This window comes from Azoarcus indigens, from assembly GCF_004361735.1.
GTDB lineage: Bacteria > Pseudomonadota > Gammaproteobacteria > Burkholderiales > Rhodocyclaceae > Azoarcus > Azoarcus indigens.
In genome coordinates, this window is record NZ_SNVV01000012.1 from 108652 (window position 1) to 124527 (window position 15876).

Consider the following 15876-nt stretch of genomic DNA (forward strand, 5'->3'; position numbering starts at 1 on the left):
ACTCACGCATTAGGAGCCCCATCATGGCAGTCAAACTTCACACCAACCACGGCGTCATCACCCTGGAACTGGACGCCGAGAAGGCCCCGGTCACCGTCGAGAACTTCCTCGCCTACGTGGAAGCCGGCCATTACGACAACACCGTGTTCCACCGCGTCATCGACGGCTTCATGATCCAGGGCGGTGGCTTCGAGCCCGGCATGAAGCAGAAGCCGACCCGCGATCCGATCAAGAACGAAGCCGACAACGGCCTGAAGAATGACCGCGGCACCATCGCCATGGCCCGCACCCAGGCACCGCACTCCGCCTCCGCCCAGTTCTTCATCAACGTAGCCGACAACGACTTCCTCAACTTCCGTTCGCCCGACCTGCAAGGCTGGGGCTATTGCGTGTTCGGCAAGGTAAGTGAGGGCCTGGACGTGGTAGACAAGATCCGTGCGGTCAAGACCGGCTCCAGCGGCTTCCATCAGGACGTTCCGAAGGAAGACGTGATCATCGAGCGCGCCGAGATCGTCTGACGGTGCAAAAGGCGTCGCAACAGGCCGCAAGCAACATGGGAGCGGCGCCCGCCGCCGCCCCCGCCCTCTTCCTGTCCGACCTCCACCTCTCCGAAGAGCACCCAGGGACCATCGCCGCCTTCCTCGGCTTCCTGGCCGGGCCTGCGCGCCAGGCGGCCAGCGTCTGGATACTGGGCGACCTCTTCGAATACTGGGCCGGCGACGACGACCTCGCTGCACCGCTGAACGCCACCGTCTGCGTGGCCCTGCGCGCGCTTTCGGACGCCGGCACGCAAGTCGCCTTCATGCGCGGCAACCGCGACGTGCTGATAGGCCATGCCTTTGCCCAGGCCGCTGGCCTGCGCCTGCTGCCCGACCCCTGTGAGATCCGCATCGACGGCCGCCGGCTGCTGTTGAGCCACGGCGACGCGCTATGCACGGACGACCTCGCCTATCAGGCCTACCGCCGGCAGGTCCAGGACACCGACTGGCAGCGTGCATTCCTCGCCCGACCACTGGCGGAGCGCAAGGCCTTCATCGAAAGCCTGCGTCAGCGCAGCGAAGAGGCCAAGCGGGAAAAGGCGATGGCGATCATGGATGTCAATCCGGACGCAGTCGTCGACTTGCTACGCGCCCATGATGAGCCGCTGCTGATCCACGGCCATACCCATCGGCCGGCGCGGCATCATCACCTGGTGGATGGAAAGGATTGCGAGCGCTGGGTTCTGCCTGACTGGCATGACAGCGCCCGCTATCTGGAATACTCGAATGGCGGTCTGCACCGCCGGGAGTGGAAGCCGGTCTGAGCCGCGACGGCATTAGACCGTCGCTTGCCAAGCGCAGCTGAATGAGAATCAGCGGCCGCGCAGCCCGCTGCTCAGATCCGCCTGCAGATCCCCGACCGACTCCAGCCCCACAGCAATGCGCAGCAGACCATCGCTGATACCGGCTGCTGCGCGCGCCTCGGCCGAAATCCGGCCATGCGTCGTCGAGGCGGGATGGGTGATCGTGCTCTTGGTATCGCCGAGATTGGCGGTGATGGACAAGGTCTTGCAGGCATCCACCACCCGCCAGGCGGCCTCACGGCCCCCCTCGACCTCGAAGCTGACGATGGCGCCGCCCGACTTCTGCTGGCGCATCGCCAGTTCATGCTGCGGATGCGAAGCCAGGCCAGGATAGAACACCCGTGCCACGCCCGGCTGGGCCTCCAGCCAGCCAGCCAGCGCGAGCGCATTGGCTGACTGCGCCTCCATGCGGATGCGCAAGGTTTCCAGACCCTTCAGGATTACCCAGGCGTTGAAAGGCGACAGCGTCGGACCGGCCGTACGCAGGAACTTGAACACCTCCTCGGTGATCGCCTTCGCGCCCGCCACCGCGCCGCCCAGCACCCGCCCCTGACCATCCAGATACTTGGTCGCGGAATGCACAACGACGTCCGCCCCCAGCGCCAACGGCTGCTGCAGGGCTGGCGTGCAGAAGCAGTTGTCCACCGCCAGAACCGCACCCGCCTCGTGGGCAATCGCAGCCACCGCAGCGATGTCCACCACTTCGGTCAGCGGATTCGAGGGCGTTTCGATGAAGAACAGCTTGGTGCGCGACTTGACCGCTTCGCGGTAAGCGTTCAGATCGGTCGCCGGCACAAAGCTGGTCTCGATGCCGAACTTGGCCATGATGGTGCCCAGCAACTGCTGGGTGGCACCGAAGAGGCCACGCGACGCGACGATGTGATCGCCAGCCTGCAGCGTCGCCATCACCAGCGACAACACCGCCGACATGCCAGACGCGGTAGCGACGCAGCCTTCCGCGCCCTCCAGCGCAGCCAGCCGGCTCTGCATGGCGCTCACCGTCGGGTTGGAGAAGCGGGCGTATACATTGCCCTCCTCCTCACCGGAGAAGCGGGCGGCGGCCTGGGCGGCGCTTTCGAAAACAAAGCTGGAGGTGAGATACAGCGCCTCGGAGTGCTCGTTGAACTGGCTCCGGGCCGTACCGGCACGCACCGCCAGGGTATCGAAGTCGAAATCGTCCATGCGCTCAGTGGTCCTGGCTGGAGGTGGCCAGGTTGAGGTCGAGCTGGCCGGCCTCGTTCTCTTCACCGGGCTTGCCGCCCTCGTTGCGCTGGTTCTCGACGCCGCTCAGGTACTCGGCGGTGATGTCGCCGGTCACATAGCAACCATCGAAACAGGAGGTTTCGAAGAAATTGATCGCGGGGTTCACCGCCCGTACCGCCGCCTTCAGATCGTCCAGATCCTGGTACAAGAGACCATCGGCACCGATCTCCTTGCGGATTTCTTCCTCGTTGCGGTCGGAAGCGATCAGTTCGCCACGGGTCGGCATGTCGATGCCATATACATTGGCGTAACGCACCGGTGGTGCCGCCGAGGCCAGATAGACCTTGGTCGCCCCCGCTTCGCGGGCCATATTGACGATTTCCTTGCTGGTGGTGCCGCGGACGATGGAGTCGTCCACCAGCAGCACGCTCTTGCCCTGGAATTCCTGGTGAATGGTGTTCAGCTTCTGGCGCACCGACTTCTTGCGGGTCGCCTGGCCGGGCATGATGAAGGTGCGGCCGATGTAGCGGTTCTTGACGAAACCCTCGCGGTACGGCAGTCCAAGGCGATGCGCCATCTCCATCGCTGCCGGACGGCTGGAGTCGGGAATCGGGATTACCACATCGATGTTCACATGCGGCATGGTGCGCTTCATCTTCTCCGCCAGGAACTCACCCATCTTGACACGGGACTCGTACACCGAGACGCCGTCGATGATGGAGTCCGGACGGGCCAGGTAGACGAACTCGAACATGCAGGGTGCCTCCACCGTGCGCTCGGCGCACTGGCGGCTGCGGAAATTGCCCTCGGTATCGATCAGGATGGCTTCGCCTGGCGCGACGTCGCGCAGCAACTTGAAGCCAAGCACGTCCACCGCCACCGACTCGGAAGCCACCAGCCACTCGGTACCCTCGCCCACATCGTTGCGGCCGATGACGAGCGGGCGGATACCGTAGGGATCGCGGAAGGCGAGCAGGCCGTAGCCGGCAATCATGACCACCGCGGCGTAGGCGCCACGGCAGCGCCGATGCACACCGGCCACCGCGCGGAACACCGCCTCTTCATCCAGCTTCAAGCCATTGCAGGCCGCCTGCAGCTCATGGGCGAGGACGTTGAGCAGCACCTCGGAATCGGAATTGGTGTTGATGTGGCGCAGGTCGGCGAGGAACATCTCGCGCTTGAGTTCTTCCGAATTCGTCAGGTTGCCGTTGTGGGCCAGCAGCAGGCCGAAGGGCGAATTGACGTAGAAGGGCTGCGCTTCCGCCGCGTTGTAAGCAGAACCGGCGGTGGGATAGCGCACATGGGCGATACCCCAGTTGCCATCGAGGTTGCGCATATTGCGGGTGCGGAACACGTCGCGCACCAGGCCAGAACCCTTGTGCATGTGGAACCGGCCGCCCTCCGCCGTGACGATGCCAGCGGCATCCTGCCCGCGATGTTGAAGGACCTGCAGTCCGTCGTAGAGCAACTGATTAACCGGGGAAGTCGCGACGACCCCAAGAATTCCGCACATTTGGAAGACCTGCCTATCTGAAACGAATCCTGTCGGCCACCACACTCGGTAGCCACGGTTTGGCGGCCACGACCGCCGTCTCGAGCGGCGGCGAGAACATCGCGTTCGCCCACCAAGGCTCCCGCGCCACGCCAACCAACCCACCCAGCAAAACGACTACGAACGCGATGCAGAGACCGCGCGCGAGGCCGAAAAGTGCCCCGAAAAACCTGTCCGTTGCTCCCAGCCCCGCGGCGCGCAACAATTCGCGGAGCAGGAAACGGATGAAGGCTGCCAGCAACAGCACTGCCACGAACACCAGGATGAAACCAGCAAGCTGACGCCAGCCCGGCTCGGTTATCAGCCCTTCGAGCACGCCCGCCACCACGCTACCGTAACGCCAGGCCGCAAGCAGTGCCATGACCCAGGCCACGAGGGCCATCACTTCGCTCACGAGGCCACGCCACATTCCCACCGCAGCCGACAGCGCCAGCACGGCGAGAAACACATAATCGAATACCGTCATCTGAACGATGTCACCGCGGCGCCAGCACCGCGTTATGGCCCTGCGCCTTCAGTTTTGCCGCCACTTTCTCGGCTTCGTCCCGCTTGGAGAACGGGCCGACGCGAACACGGGTGACATTGCCCGCGCGCTCTGTGTAGGCCGCGTAACCCTGCTTCTTCAAGTCGGCGCTGAGTCCGCCCGCCTTGGTCGCATCACCGAAGGCGCCAATCTGCAGCACGTAGGACTCGGCGGCGGCTTGCTGCGCCGCAGGGGCCTGACTACCGCTCAGAATGGCCTGGACGCGGGCAGCCTCGTCATCCCGGGTCGCAGCAGGCGGCGTCTGCGCTGGTGGCTTGGGCTGAACCTGCGATGGAGGAGGCACAGTCTGGCTTGCGGGCCCGGCAGGCGGCTCTACCTGTGGGACCGGCGGCAACGCAGGTGCCTCTTCCGGCACGGGAGGAATTTCGGGTTCCGGCTGGGGCTCACGGGACAGCGCAGCACGGGGAGGCGGCACATTGCCGCGATCGGGAATCGACACCTGGATGTCCTGCCCGGTAGGCCGGGGTTCCTGATCCATCATTACCGGTAGCAGGATGGCGGCGAGCAAGGCCAGCGCGGCTGCGCCGACGAGGCGCCGGCGGGCGCGCTTCTTGATCTCGAGGTTGTCTGCGTCGCTCACCCGGAAACCCTCAGTGCCGTTCGGCCCGCCTCTGGTCCTGGATGGCCGTGAGCACATCCGCCACGGTCAGGAAGGAGCCAAAGACAACGATTCTATCACCCTCGGCAGCGCTTTTCCGCGCCGCATCATAGGCCTCGGCAGGGCTGCGGAAAGTCCGCACGCCTCCCTTTGCCTCGGCTGCGTGCAGGCGGACCGCAAGCGCTTCCGCATCCACGCCACGCGGCCCGGGCAGGCCAGCGACCAGCCAATGGTCCACCCTGTCCTTGAGCAGCGCAACCACGCCTTCCACGTCCTTGTCTGCCAGCATGCCGAACACCGCCCAGGTTTCCGGGTAAAACCCCATGCCGGAGAGATTCTCGGCGAGTACACCGGCGGCCTGCGGATTATGTGCCACATCCAGTACCACCGCGGGCTTGCCTGGCAGGATCTGGAAGCGGCCCGGCACCTCCACCAGCATCAGCCCTTGGCGCACCGCCTGCATGGAAACCGGGACGCGATCACGCAAGGTTTCCAGAGCGGTCAGCGCTGCGGCCGCGTTGAGCAGTTGGTTGGCGCCACGCAAGGCCGGGTAGGCAAGACCACCGCGCTTGATCAGCCGGCCGCCGGCATGGGGAGCCTCGTAGCGCCAGTAACCCCACTGCTGCCGGTCACCTCCGAAACCGAAATCCCGACCGCTGACCCACAGCCTGGCGCCGATGCGTTCGGCATGCTCCAGCACCGATGCCGGCGGCTGCGGATCGCCGCAAACAGCCGGACGCCCCGCGCGGAAGATGCCGGCTTTCTCGAAGCCGATCGCCTCCCTGTCATCGCCTAGGAACTCCATGTGGTCCAGGGCGACGCCGGTAATGATGGCGCAATCGGCGTCGAACACGTTCACCGCGTCCAACCTTCCGCCCAGGCCAACCTCCAGGATGATTACGTCCAGCGCGGCGCTACGGAAAATCTCCCAGGCCGCCAGCGTGCCGTGCTCGAAATAGGTGAGCGGCGTATCGCCGCGGGCGTGCTCCACAGCCTCGAAAGCAGAGATCAGCGCCTCGTCGCTCGCATCCTGGCCATTCAGGCGCACCCGCTCGTTGTAATGCTGCAGATGCGGCGAGGTGTAACAGCCCACCCTGTAACCCTCGGCCAGCAGGATGGCCTCCAGCATGGCGCAGGTGGAACCCTTGCCGTTGGTACCCCCGACGGTGATGGTCACTGTATCCGGAGCCCCCCCCATCCTGGAGCGGACAGCCTGCACCCGCTCCAGCCCCAACTGGATCACTTGCCCGTGTCGGCTCTCCAGTAGATCGAGCCAGGCGGCCAGCGTCTTCGGCAGCGACATCGTGTGCAGTCCCGGCGAATCAGGCCTTGACCGAAGGCTGACGGCACATAAGGGTCAGCAGATCGGCAAGGCGCTCGCGCAACTCGCGGCGATCCACGATCATGTCGATCGCGCCCTTCTCCAGTAGGAACTCGGATCGCTGGAAACCTTCCGGCAGCTTCTCGCGCACGGTCTGCTCGATCACCCGCGGACCGGCGAAGCCGATCAGCGCGCCCGGCTCGGCGATCACCACGTCGCCCATGAAGGCGAAGCTGGCAGATACGCCGCCCATGGTGGGGTCGGTAAGCAGCGTGATGAAGGGCAGCTTGCGTTGCGCCAACTGGGTGATGACGGCGGTGGTCTTGGCCATCTGCATCAGGGAGAACAGCCCCTCCTGCATGCGGGCACCGCCGGTCGCGGTAATGCAGATGAAAGGCAGACGCTGCTCCAGCGCGGCACGCGCGCCGCGCACAAAGCGCTCGCCGACAACCGAACCCATGGAGCCACCGAGGAACTCGAACTCGAAGCAAGCCACGACCACCGGCACGGTCTGGATCGCGCCCTGCATCACAACCATCGCATCCGCCTCGCCAGTGTCGGCGACCGCGCTGGAAAGACGCTCGGTGTAGCGGCGGGAATCCTTGAACTTGAGCGGATCCACCGGCATCACCTCGGCGCCGATCTCGAAGCGGCCTTCAGCGTCGAGCAGCAGGTCCAGCCGGGTGCGCGCCCGCAGGCGCTGATGGTGACCACACTTGGGGCAGACGCTCTGGTTGCTTTCCAGGTCGGAGCGGTACAGCACCGCCTCGCAGGAAGGGCACTTGCTCCACAGGCCTTCCGGAATGGATTTGTTGCGCGCAGCGGTTTCGCTGCGTTTGATCTTGGGGGGCAGCAGCTTCTGGAGCCAGCTCATCGGGTCGCTCCTGCGAGGGTAGTGTCCAGGCTGTCCAGGGCGCTCCGGATGCCTGCAATGAATGCGGTGACGTTGGCGACGGCCTGGTCGCGCGGGCTGCGCTCCAGCTCTTCGATGATGCGGCTGCCGATCACCACTGCATCTGCCACCGCGCCGATGCGCCGGGCGCTCTCTGCGTCACGGATGCCGAAGCCAACGCCGACCGGCAAACCAACTGCCGCACGGATCCGCGGAATGCGGCGGGCGACTTCGTCGAAGTCCAGGTTGCCGGCACCGGTCACACCTTTCAACGACACGTAGTAGATGTAGCCGCTGCCCGCCTTGGCCACGTCGGCGAAACGCTGCTCGGTGGAAGTGGGCGCCAACAGGAAGATGGGATCCAGGCCAGCATTGCGGCAGCGTTCGGCAAAGGGAAAGCACTCCTCAGGCGGATAATCGACCACCAGCACCCCATCCACCCCGGCCGCCACAGCGGCATCGACGAAGGTTTCGGCACCCATGGCTTCGATGGGATTGGCATACCCCATCAGGACCACCGGCGTAGTCGCATCATCCCGGCGAAATGCACGCACGAGTTCGAGCACCTTGCGCAAGCTCGTGCCCTGCGCCAGCGCCCGCTCGGAGGCGCGCTGTATGGTGGGGCCATCAGCCATCGGGTCGGAGAAGGGCACGCCCAACTCGATTACGTCGGCGCCGCCCGCCACCAGCCCGTGCATCAGCGGAACAGTTAGCTCCGGCGCAGGATCGCCCGCGGTAATGAAGGGAATCAAGGCCCGGCGCCCGCTGGCCTGCAGGCGCTGGAAAGTGGTCTGGATTTTGGACATAGGTGCTTTCTGGCAGCAGGGCCGGCGAAAGCGGCCCGCCGGAAGGTTCAGAACTGGATGCCGGAACGCTCGGCGACGGTATGCATATCCTTGTCGCCACGGCCGGAAAGGTTCACGAGCAGGATGCGGTCGCGCGGCAGCGTGGGCGCGAGCTTGGCCGCATAGGCCAGCGCATGGGAAGACTCCAGCGCCGGGATGATGCCCTCGTAGCGGCACAGGTCGTGGAAGGCCTGCAGCGCCTCGCCATCGGTGACGGCGACATACTCGGCACGGTCGGTATCCTTCAGCCAGGCGTGCTCGGGGCCGACACCGGGATAGTCCAGGCCGGCGGAAATCGAGTGGGTTTCGATGATCTGGCCGTCTTCGTCCTGCATTAGATAGGTGCGATTGCCATGCAGCACGCCCACCTTCGCATTGGCAGTCAGCGGTGCGGCATGGCGCCCGGTTTCCAGTCCGTCCCCCGCTGCTTCGACCCCCACCAGTTTGACGCCCGGCTCGCCGATGTAAGGGTGAAAAATGCCGATGGCGTTCGAGCCGCCGCCCACGCATGCAATCACGTAGTCGGGCTGGCGACCGGCCAGTTCCGGCATCTGCACCTTGCATTCCTTGCCAATCACAGTCTGGAAATCGCGCACCATCTGCGGGTAGGGATGGGGACCGGCCACCGTACCGATGATGTAGAAGGTATCCGCGATGTTGGTGACCCAGTCGCGCATCGCTTCGTTGAGCGCATCCTTCAAGGTCTTGGAGCCGGACTCCACCGGCACCACCTTGGCGCCCAGCAGTTTCATCCGGTAGACATTGGCCGCCTGGCGCTTGACGTCCTCCGAGCCCATGTAGACCACGCACTCCATGCCGTAGCGCGCCGCCACGGTGGCGCTGGCAACCCCATGCTGACCGGCACCGGTCTCGGCGATGACGCGGGGCTTGCCCATGCGCTTCGCCAGCAGCGCCTGGCCGATGCAGTTGTTTACCTTGTGCGCGCCGGTGTGATTCAGATCTTCGCGCTTCAGGTAGATCTGGGCACCGCCGAACTTCTCCGACAGACGACGGGCGTGATAAATGGGGCTAGGCCTGCCCACGTAATGCTTGAGTTCGTATTCGTACTCGGCGATGAACTCGGGATCGGCGACGCACGCCTCATAAGCAAGGCGCAACTCTTCCAGCGCCGGGATCAGCGTTTCGGCGACGAAGATGCCACCATAGGGGCCGAAATGCCCATGGGCATCGGGAAACGAATAAGGCGTATCAGCCATCTGCATCTCGAACTCCAGCAACGAAGGCGGCGATCTTGTCCGCGTCCTTGATCCCCTTCGCGGCTTCCACGCCGCTGGAGACGTCCACTGCCCAAGGGCGCACGCACCGTACCGCCTCCTGTACGTTTTCGGGCGCCAGCCCACCGGACAGGATGATCGGCCGATCTAGGCCAGCAGGAATCAGGGACCAATCGAAAGTTTTCCCACCGCCGCCATAGCCGTCGACAAAGGCGTCGAGCAGGATGCCGCTGGCGCCGGGATAGGAAAGGGCGAATTCTAGCAGATCGACTCCGGGGCGCATCCTCGCCGCCTTGATCCAGGGCATGCGATAACGGTCGCACTCCGCATTGGTTTCTTCGCCATGGAACTGCAGCAACTGCAGCGGCACCGCTGACAGCACCTCGTTAATGAAGGTGGGAACCGGGTTAACAAATAGGCCGACGGCACTGACGAAGGGCGGCAGTTGCGCCGCAAGCTCCGCCGCCCGCTTTACCGACAGATTGCGCGGACTGGGCGGGTAAAACACGAAACCCACCGCATCGGCGCCAGCGTTCACGGCAGCGCGCACGTCTTCAGGGCGCGTGAGGCCGCAGATCTTGATCCGGGTTCGGGACATTCAGGTGAGGGGAAGCTGGGGCGCCGCGATGATACGCCCTTCGTCCGGCAGCGACCAGTGCGGCTCATACCCCACTCCGCACAAGTACAAGCCATCCGGCACAAACGTGGGCGCCGCCTGGCTCCTGTCCCGCAGTGCCAATGCTTCCTGCAACCAGCTTGGCGGATAACGCCCTTTGCCAACGTAGACCAAGGCACCGACAAGGTTGCGGATCATGTGGTGCAGGAAACCGTCGGCACGAAAGTCGAACAGCAGATAGTCGCCTTGGCGCTGGACTACCACCTCGCGCAGATCTCGGATCGGAGATTTCGCCTGACAACCGGCCGCACGGAAGGAGGAAAAATCCTGGCGGCCTACGAGGCAAGCAGCCGCTTCAACCATCTTTGCCTCATCCAATGGCAGGTGGAACCAGCCGACCCGTCCCGCTAGCAGAGCTGGCCTGGTTGGAGAATTGAACAGGACGTAACGATATCGCCGCTCCACGGCACAGAAGCGGGCGTGAAACTGTTCGGGCACCGCCACTGCCCAGCGTACTGCCACCGCCGCTGGCAAAGCGCCATTGACGCCGCGAACCCAAGCCGACAACGGCCGCCGGGCGGCGACATCAAAATGGACGACCTGAGCGGTCGCATGGACCCCGGTATCCGTTCTGCCGGCACAGTGAGTCCGGACTGGCTCGCCGGCCACCCCCCCTAGAGCGGCCTCAAGTACATCCTGAACCGTCCGTCCGTGACGCTGGCTTTGCCAGCCCTCGAAACGGTCGCCAGCGTATTCAACGCCGAGCGCGATCCTCACCATAACAGCCATCCGGCCCAGACAACCACCAGCCCACCGAGCATCACGGCCTCCAGCCAGCCTAGGCGCTCACGCTGCAACAGCACCGGCGCTTCGTCGCCCTCCCCCTGCTCACCCAGCCAATCCTTCCACCCGCGCCCCCCTCCGCCTTCCACATAGCGGAACACCAGCATCAGACGCAGGGCAAGGCGCTCGGCGGAAAGCCCTGCACGCGCGAAAGGCCGGCACAGCGCGTACAAGCCGCTTACCAGCCGATCCGCAGGAAGACGCTCCAGCAAGAGCGCAACGGCACACACTACAACCAAAAGTCTGGCGCCATGCAGATAAGCCATCTCCACCCCCTCCTTGCTGGGACTTAGCGAGGGCCAGGCCGGGATGAGCGCTTCCCCCGGGGTAAACCAGGCGAACAGCACCCCGATGACGAGCAAGAAAAGGCGAATCCGGCGCACGAGCCTGCGCATACGTTGTGGCGCCAACGCGAGGGCGAACAAAAGCGCCCCACCCAACGCCAGCGTCAGCGTCACAGGCGACAGCAGTTGCACCAACGTAACGCCGGCAAGCCAGATCAGCAGGATGGAGCCGGAATGCATCGCAGTAAACGACGAAGCCGCCGCGGCACCTTAGCGCTGCGGCGGCGTATCCAAGAAGATTCAGCCAAGCTTTTCCATCAACTCACGGGCCGTCAACTGCTGGGCGGCGCTACCTTCCTTCAGCACCTCTTCCAGCAACTCGCGCGCACCTTCCTTGTCGCCCATCTCGTCATACGCCCGGGCAAGCTCAAGCTTGGTATCAACCTCGCCACCCGCTTCAGGCAAGGCAGTTGCAGTTCCAGTCGTGCCTTCCTCCACAGCGGGCTCGAGATCCAGGTCGATGCTGGTGAGATCCAGCGCCGGTGGTTCCGTTACCGAGGTGGCGGTCGGCGCATCGATGTCCAGATCAAAGTCGAGCAGGCTGCTGTCGAAGCTGGTCTTCTCCAGGTCGACCACGGCCGCAGCATCGTCCTCCTGCTTGGGTTCGTCGCTCTGGATCACCGTCGCGCTCATGTCGAAGGCCGGGGCCGACGGCTTGGGAACATCCAGCTCAGGCAGATCGAAGGCCAACCCCGGCTCCTCCGCACTGGCCAGATCCATCTCGTTGCCCAACACAGTCACGGTGGAATCCTGGTGGCGGGAGGAGTCCACCATTTCGCCGGAACCCAGGGAAGGCGGCTCGGTCGGTGCCTCATCTCCACTGACGTCAAGATCCAGGACAAGGTCGGAGGAGCGGGTCTGGAAAGACCCATCGATTCCGCCCGTTTCGGAGAGCGAGGCCGGAGGCACAGGTCCAGCTTCCGGTTCGCCCAGATCAAGATCGAAGTCCAGCGACATGTCCTCCGCCGGCGACAGGGGCTCAGGTGCCGGAAGCGGCTCATTCTCCGACTCCGCCAGTTGCCCCAGCTCTCCGGGCATTGCCCAGGTGTCCTTCAACTGAGAGGGACTGGGATCCACCGGCGAGGAAGTCGTGAAGTCCAGGCTGGCAAGTGAAGGACCCGTCGGCTCCTCCGAAGTCTCAGGAGACTCGACCTGCCTGTCCACTTTCTCATCCGCTCTCTCCTGAGCCGCTGCAACCGCCATGGCGCCCGCGACGGTTCCCAAGCCCGCAGCTGCCGCAGCGGCGGAGGGCCCGAGCGGCTGTTCGGTCTGCGGTGCATTCGCCGCCGCATCGACCCCACCGCCGTTGTAGAGCGGGTTCTCCGGATCCAGTTTGCGCCCCATCTGGGCAGCTTTTTCCCAATCCAGCCCTTGGCCATTGGTTCGACCATACAACTCGGTGGCAGTCGTCTCGAAGGGCTTCAGGCTCTTGCGCTGGGCATAGATCTCCAGCAACTTGAGATAGATGGCAGCCCGCGCCGGATCTGCCTTGAGCGCATCCTGCAGGATTTCCTCGGCCTGGGCGTCGCGGCCATAGGCCATATAGACGTCCGCCTCGGCGACCGGATCCACGCCTTCATCCGCATCGATCGACGACAGCCCGGACTGGCTGAAATCGGTATGGATGACGCTGCTGTTGCCGGTATCCACACTCTGTCCGCCAGTGCCGCCGAATACCCCGCTACTCTCCGGCGGGAATTCGCTCATCAGCGCCTCGGTATCACCCTGCTCGCCCTCCTTGTGCTTCTGACGCATGCGATAAGCAGCGTAAACAAGGAGCAGAATCAAAATGCCCCCGCCCGCGGCGAGCAACATCGGATCCTTCAGCAGATTCTGGATGAAGCCCTCTTCCGGTTCAGGGGCCGGAGCGGGTACCGGCGGCTTGGGCGGCGCCGGCGGGCGCGGCGCGGCCTGCGACGCAGGAGGCGGCGCAGGCTGGGCCGGCACCTCAACCGCAGGCGCTGCTTCGGCCGCCGGGGGAGGTGTCACTTCTGCAAAGGGGGCCGCGGGGGGCGGGGCAGCGGGAGCCGCCGGGGGCTCGGCTGCACCGCCCTGGATCTGCTGCTGAAGCTGCCCCAGGCTCTCGCTCTTGAGCTCGACCAGCTTCTGCAGATCCCGGATATTGCGCTCCAGCTCGGCCAAGCGGGCATTCGCCTCTTCCAGCGCCTTCTCGCGCGAAACCAGCTCTTCCTCCAGGGATTGCACCCGGCTGGCGGCATCGCCGCCGTTCGCGTTCCCTGCGCGCTCGGTGCGCGACACCTGCACCTTGTCGCCGTTCTCTGCAGCAGGACGGGCGTCCTCCACTCGTGGCGTGATACGTCCGCTGGAGGACTGCTCGACGGGAGCACTTTCAGCAGGCCGGCTGACGGCCGATGACGCCAGACGGCGGCGGTATGCCTCGAAATCTGCGGAGTGGGCTATCACTTCGCGGCGGGCTTCACCAGCCTCGACCGCAGCGGCCGCATCTCCGCCCGGCACACTGAGGATGGCGCCGGCCCGCAGGCGATTGATATTGCCGCCATCAAACGCCTGCGGGTTGCCGCGATACAGCGCAATCAGCATCTGATCCAGCGTGACACCGTCGGGGCGGTTGGCCTCGGCGATGCGGCGTAAGGTGTCACCGCGCCGTACGGTGTACTGACTACTGCCATTGGTCGCAGCCGCGGCGGCGGGTTGCTGGGCCAGCACGGCCGAACGGGGTGCGGCGCTGATCGGCTGCGGCGCAGATGCGCTTGCTACGGCCGGCGCAGGCCGCGCAGCTGGTGTAAAGGTGCTTCCGTTGCGCGCAGCACTGCCCAGATCGACAGGATCGAGCAAGAAGGTGTACTCGCGGACCAGGCGGCCGGAACTGGAATCAAGCTCGATCAGCAGATCGAGAAAAGGATCATTGACCGGCCGGTCGCTGCTGAGGCGCAGAACCGGGCGCTGGCCCCGATTATCGACGGTGACAGTCAGGCTGCTCAGCACGCCTGCATAGGGAATATTGGCCTGACGAAAGGCATCCGGCGAGGCGATGCGGGCGGAGAGCGATTGCAGCTCCTGCGCTGTCCCGCTGACCGGGATCTCGGCCCTCAACGGCTGCCCAAGGCCGCTAAGGACGTTGATTTGCCCGAGCCCGGCCGCATGACCGATGGATGACAGCGAGGCGATCGCGACTGCGACCAGGGAAGCCTTGAGCGACGTTTTCATCATTGCCTTCAAACCCGTTCCCCCTGCGGCATTCAACCGACAAGAGACATAGCATCATGGACTTGGGCTAGCAATCTAGCATTAAGCTCAACTTCGTGCAGCAATTCTTTCAGGCACAAGGCTTTTTTCAACGGAGCGCTGGACCCGCAGCCCGTTCTGTGTCAGGACATGCGGGTCAAACCTATGGCGCAGGGCATAGACGCCCCGCGCTTCGCTCAACGTTCGAGCAGGATGCGCAGCATGCGGCGCAGCGGCTCGGCCGCGCCCCACAGCAGCTGGTCACCGACAGTGAAGGCGCCGAGGTACTCTGGCCCCATCGCCAGCTTGTGCAGACGGCCGACCGGCACCGTCAGCGTACCGGTGACCGCTGCCGGCGTCAGTTCGCGCTCGGAAAGCTCGCGCTCGTTCGGCACCAGCTTCACCCAATCGTTGGCGGTGGCGATGATCTCGCTCACTTCGTCCAATGGCACATCCTTCTTGAGCTTGATGGTCAGGCCCTGGGAATGGCAGCGCATCGCGCCGATGCGCACGCACAGGCCGTCGATGGGAATGCTGCCCTCGCTGCGGAAAGCCGGCTTGCCGAGGATCTTGTTGCACTCGGCGCCACCCTTCCACTCTTCCTTCGACTGGCCATGCTCCACCGGCACGTCGATCCAGGGGATCAGGCTGCCAGCCAGCGGGGTGTTGCGGAAGTTCTTCTTCGGGAAGGAATCGGAGCGGATGGTCTCGGCAACCTTGCGGTCGATGTCGAGGATGGCGGAAGCCGGATCGGCCAACAGATCGGCCACCGAGGCATGGATCGCGCCCATCTGGGAAATCAGCTCGCGCATGTTCTGCGCGCCGGCGCCGGAAGCTGCCTGGTAGGTCATCGCCGACACCCACTCGACGAGGTCGTGCTTGAACAGGCCACCCAGGCCCATCAGCATCAGCGAGACGGTGCAGTTACCGCCTATCCAGTTGCGGCCACCCTTGGCCAGCGCCTGGTCGATGACGTTGCGGTTGACCGGGTCGAGCACGATGACCGCATCGTCCGCCATGCGCAGCGCGCTGGCGGCGTCGATCCAGTGGCCGTTCCAGCCGGTCGCGCGCAGCTTGGGATAGACCTCCTTGGTGTAGTCGCCGCCCTGGCAGGTGATGACGATGTCGCACGCCTTCAGGGCATCCACGCTGCTGGCGTCCTGCAGCGGCAGTGCCGCCTCCTTGCCGCCGAACACCGGAGCCTTGCCGCCCACCGCCGAAGTGGAGAAATAAACCGGCTCGATATAGGCGAAATCGCCCTCTTCCACCATCCGCTGCATCAGCACGGAACCGACCATGCCACGCCAACCGACCAGACCTACTCGCATCATTTC

General features: G+C 64.7%; 15 protein-coding genes. 2 read left to right on the forward strand and 13 right to left on the reverse strand.

Annotation, left to right across the window (positions count from 1 at the left end; genetic code table 11):
- The first annotated feature begins 23 nt into the window (after positions 1-23).
- Complete coding sequence (locus C7389_RS14750; RefSeq protein WP_133592792.1) at positions 24-518, forward strand: peptidylprolyl isomerase; 495 nt, start codon at positions 24-26, stop codon at positions 516-518.
- A gap of 35 nt (positions 519-553) precedes the next feature.
- Entirely contained in the window at positions 554-1303 is a 750-nt protein-coding gene (locus C7389_RS14755) for a UDP-2,3-diacylglucosamine diphosphatase (protein ID WP_133592794.1), read from the forward strand.
- A 48-nt stretch (positions 1304-1351) separates the two neighbouring features.
- Here the strand turns inward: C7389_RS14755 and C7389_RS14760 are convergent, their stop codons facing one another.
- The 13 genes from C7389_RS14760 to asd all read right to left on the reverse strand — a co-directional run bounded on the left by C7389_RS14760 (position 1352) and on the right by asd (position 15873).
- Positions 1352-2524, reverse strand: a complete 1173-nt coding sequence (locus tag C7389_RS14760) for an O-succinylhomoserine sulfhydrylase (RefSeq protein WP_133592796.1) — start codon at positions 2522-2524, stop codon at positions 1352-1354.
- Between the two features lie 4 nt (positions 2525-2528).
- Entirely contained in the window at positions 2529-4058 is a 1530-nt protein-coding gene (gene purF / locus C7389_RS14765; RefSeq protein ID WP_133592798.1) for an amidophosphoribosyltransferase, read from the reverse strand.
- A 13-nt stretch (positions 4059-4071) separates the two neighbouring features.
- A complete protein-coding gene (locus C7389_RS14770) occupies positions 4072-4563 on the reverse strand; it encodes a CvpA family protein (protein ID WP_133592801.1) in 492 nt (163 codons plus the stop codon).
- 10 nt (positions 4564-4573) lie between these two features.
- Positions 4574-5221, reverse strand: a complete 648-nt coding sequence (locus C7389_RS14775) for an SPOR domain-containing protein (RefSeq protein ID WP_133592802.1) — start codon at positions 5219-5221, stop codon at positions 4574-4576.
- Between the two features lie 10 nt (positions 5222-5231).
- Complete coding sequence (folC, locus tag C7389_RS14780; protein WP_133592804.1) at positions 5232-6542, reverse strand: bifunctional tetrahydrofolate synthase/dihydrofolate synthase; 1311 nt, start codon at positions 6540-6542, stop codon at positions 5232-5234.
- Positions 6543-6561: 19 nt separating this feature from the next.
- On the reverse strand, positions 6562-7434 hold the full coding sequence (gene accD / locus C7389_RS14785) for an acetyl-CoA carboxylase, carboxyltransferase subunit beta (RefSeq protein WP_133592806.1): 873 nt from the start codon (positions 7432-7434) through the stop codon (positions 6562-6564).
- Positions 7431-8258 (reverse strand): tryptophan synthase subunit alpha, encoded by an 828-nt coding sequence (gene trpA, locus C7389_RS14790; protein ID WP_133592808.1) that lies wholly within the window; start codon positions 8256-8258, stop codon positions 7431-7433. The genes accD and trpA overlap by 4 nt, the downstream gene beginning before the upstream one ends.
- 47 nt (positions 8259-8305) lie before the next feature.
- On the reverse strand, positions 8306-9520 hold the full coding sequence (gene trpB / locus C7389_RS14795; RefSeq protein ID WP_133592810.1) for a tryptophan synthase subunit beta: 1215 nt from the start codon (positions 9518-9520) through the stop codon (positions 8306-8308).
- Positions 9507-10130, reverse strand: a complete 624-nt coding sequence (locus C7389_RS14800; RefSeq protein WP_133592812.1) for a phosphoribosylanthranilate isomerase — start codon at positions 10128-10130, stop codon at positions 9507-9509. The genes trpB and C7389_RS14800 overlap by 14 nt, the downstream gene beginning before the upstream one ends.
- Positions 10131-10928: a tRNA pseudouridine(38-40) synthase TruA gene (gene truA, locus C7389_RS14805; RefSeq protein WP_133592814.1), complete on the reverse strand. Its 798-nt coding sequence runs from the start codon at positions 10926-10928 to the stop codon at positions 10131-10133.
- Positions 10922-11515, reverse strand: a complete 594-nt coding sequence (locus C7389_RS14810) for a CbiQ family ECF transporter T component (protein WP_133592817.1) — start codon at positions 11513-11515, stop codon at positions 10922-10924. The genes truA and C7389_RS14810 overlap by 7 nt, the downstream gene beginning before the upstream one ends.
- A 60-nt stretch (positions 11516-11575) precedes the next feature.
- Entirely contained in the window at positions 11576-14527 is a 2952-nt protein-coding gene (locus C7389_RS14815; protein WP_246034779.1) for a motility hub landmark protein FimV, read from the reverse strand.
- A gap of 212 nt (positions 14528-14739) precedes the next feature.
- Positions 14740-15873 (reverse strand): aspartate-semialdehyde dehydrogenase, encoded by a 1134-nt coding sequence (asd, locus tag C7389_RS14820; RefSeq protein ID WP_133592819.1) that lies wholly within the window; start codon positions 15871-15873, stop codon positions 14740-14742.
- Positions 15874-15876 lie beyond the last annotated feature (3 nt).

Coding starts and splice junctions, on each gene's coding strand:
- C7389_RS14750 (WP_133592792.1), top strand. CDS start 24: ATGGCAGTCAAACTTCACACCAACCACGGCGTCATCACCCTGGAACTG.
- C7389_RS14755 (WP_133592794.1), top strand. CDS start 554: ATGGGAGCGGCGCCCGCCGCCGCCCCCGCCCTCTTCCTGTCCGACCTC.
- C7389_RS14760 (WP_133592796.1), bottom strand. CDS start 2,524: ATGGACGATTTCGACTTCGATACCCTGGCGGTGCGTGCCGGTACGGCC.
- purF (WP_133592798.1), bottom strand. CDS start 4,058: ATGTGCGGAATTCTTGGGGTCGTCGCGACTTCCCCGGTTAATCAGTTG.
- C7389_RS14770 (WP_133592801.1), bottom strand. CDS start 4,563: ATGACGGTATTCGATTATGTGTTTCTCGCCGTGCTGGCGCTGTCGGCT.
- folC (WP_133592804.1), bottom strand. CDS start 6,542: ATGTCGCTGCCGAAGACGCTGGCCGCCTGGCTCGATCTACTGGAGAGC.
- accD (WP_133592806.1), bottom strand. CDS start 7,434: ATGAGCTGGCTCCAGAAGCTGCTGCCCCCCAAGATCAAACGCAGCGAA.
- trpA (WP_133592808.1), bottom strand. CDS start 8,258: ATGTCCAAAATCCAGACCACTTTCCAGCGCCTGCAGGCCAGCGGGCGC.
- trpB (WP_133592810.1), bottom strand. CDS start 9,520: ATGCAGATGGCTGATACGCCTTATTCGTTTCCCGATGCCCATGGGCAT.
- C7389_RS14800 (WP_133592812.1), bottom strand. CDS start 10,130: ATGTCCCGAACCCGGATCAAGATCTGCGGCCTCACGCGCCCTGAAGAC.
- truA (WP_133592814.1), bottom strand. CDS start 10,928: ATGGTGAGGATCGCGCTCGGCGTTGAATACGCTGGCGACCGTTTCGAG.
- C7389_RS14810 (WP_133592817.1), bottom strand. CDS start 11,515: ATGCATTCCGGCTCCATCCTGCTGATCTGGCTTGCCGGCGTTACGTTG.
- C7389_RS14815 (WP_246034779.1), bottom strand. CDS start 14,527: ATGATGAAAACGTCGCTCAAGGCTTCCCTGGTCGCAGTCGCGATCGCC.
- asd (WP_133592819.1), bottom strand. CDS start 15,873: ATGATGCGAGTAGGTCTGGTCGGTTGGCGTGGCATGGTCGGTTCCGTG.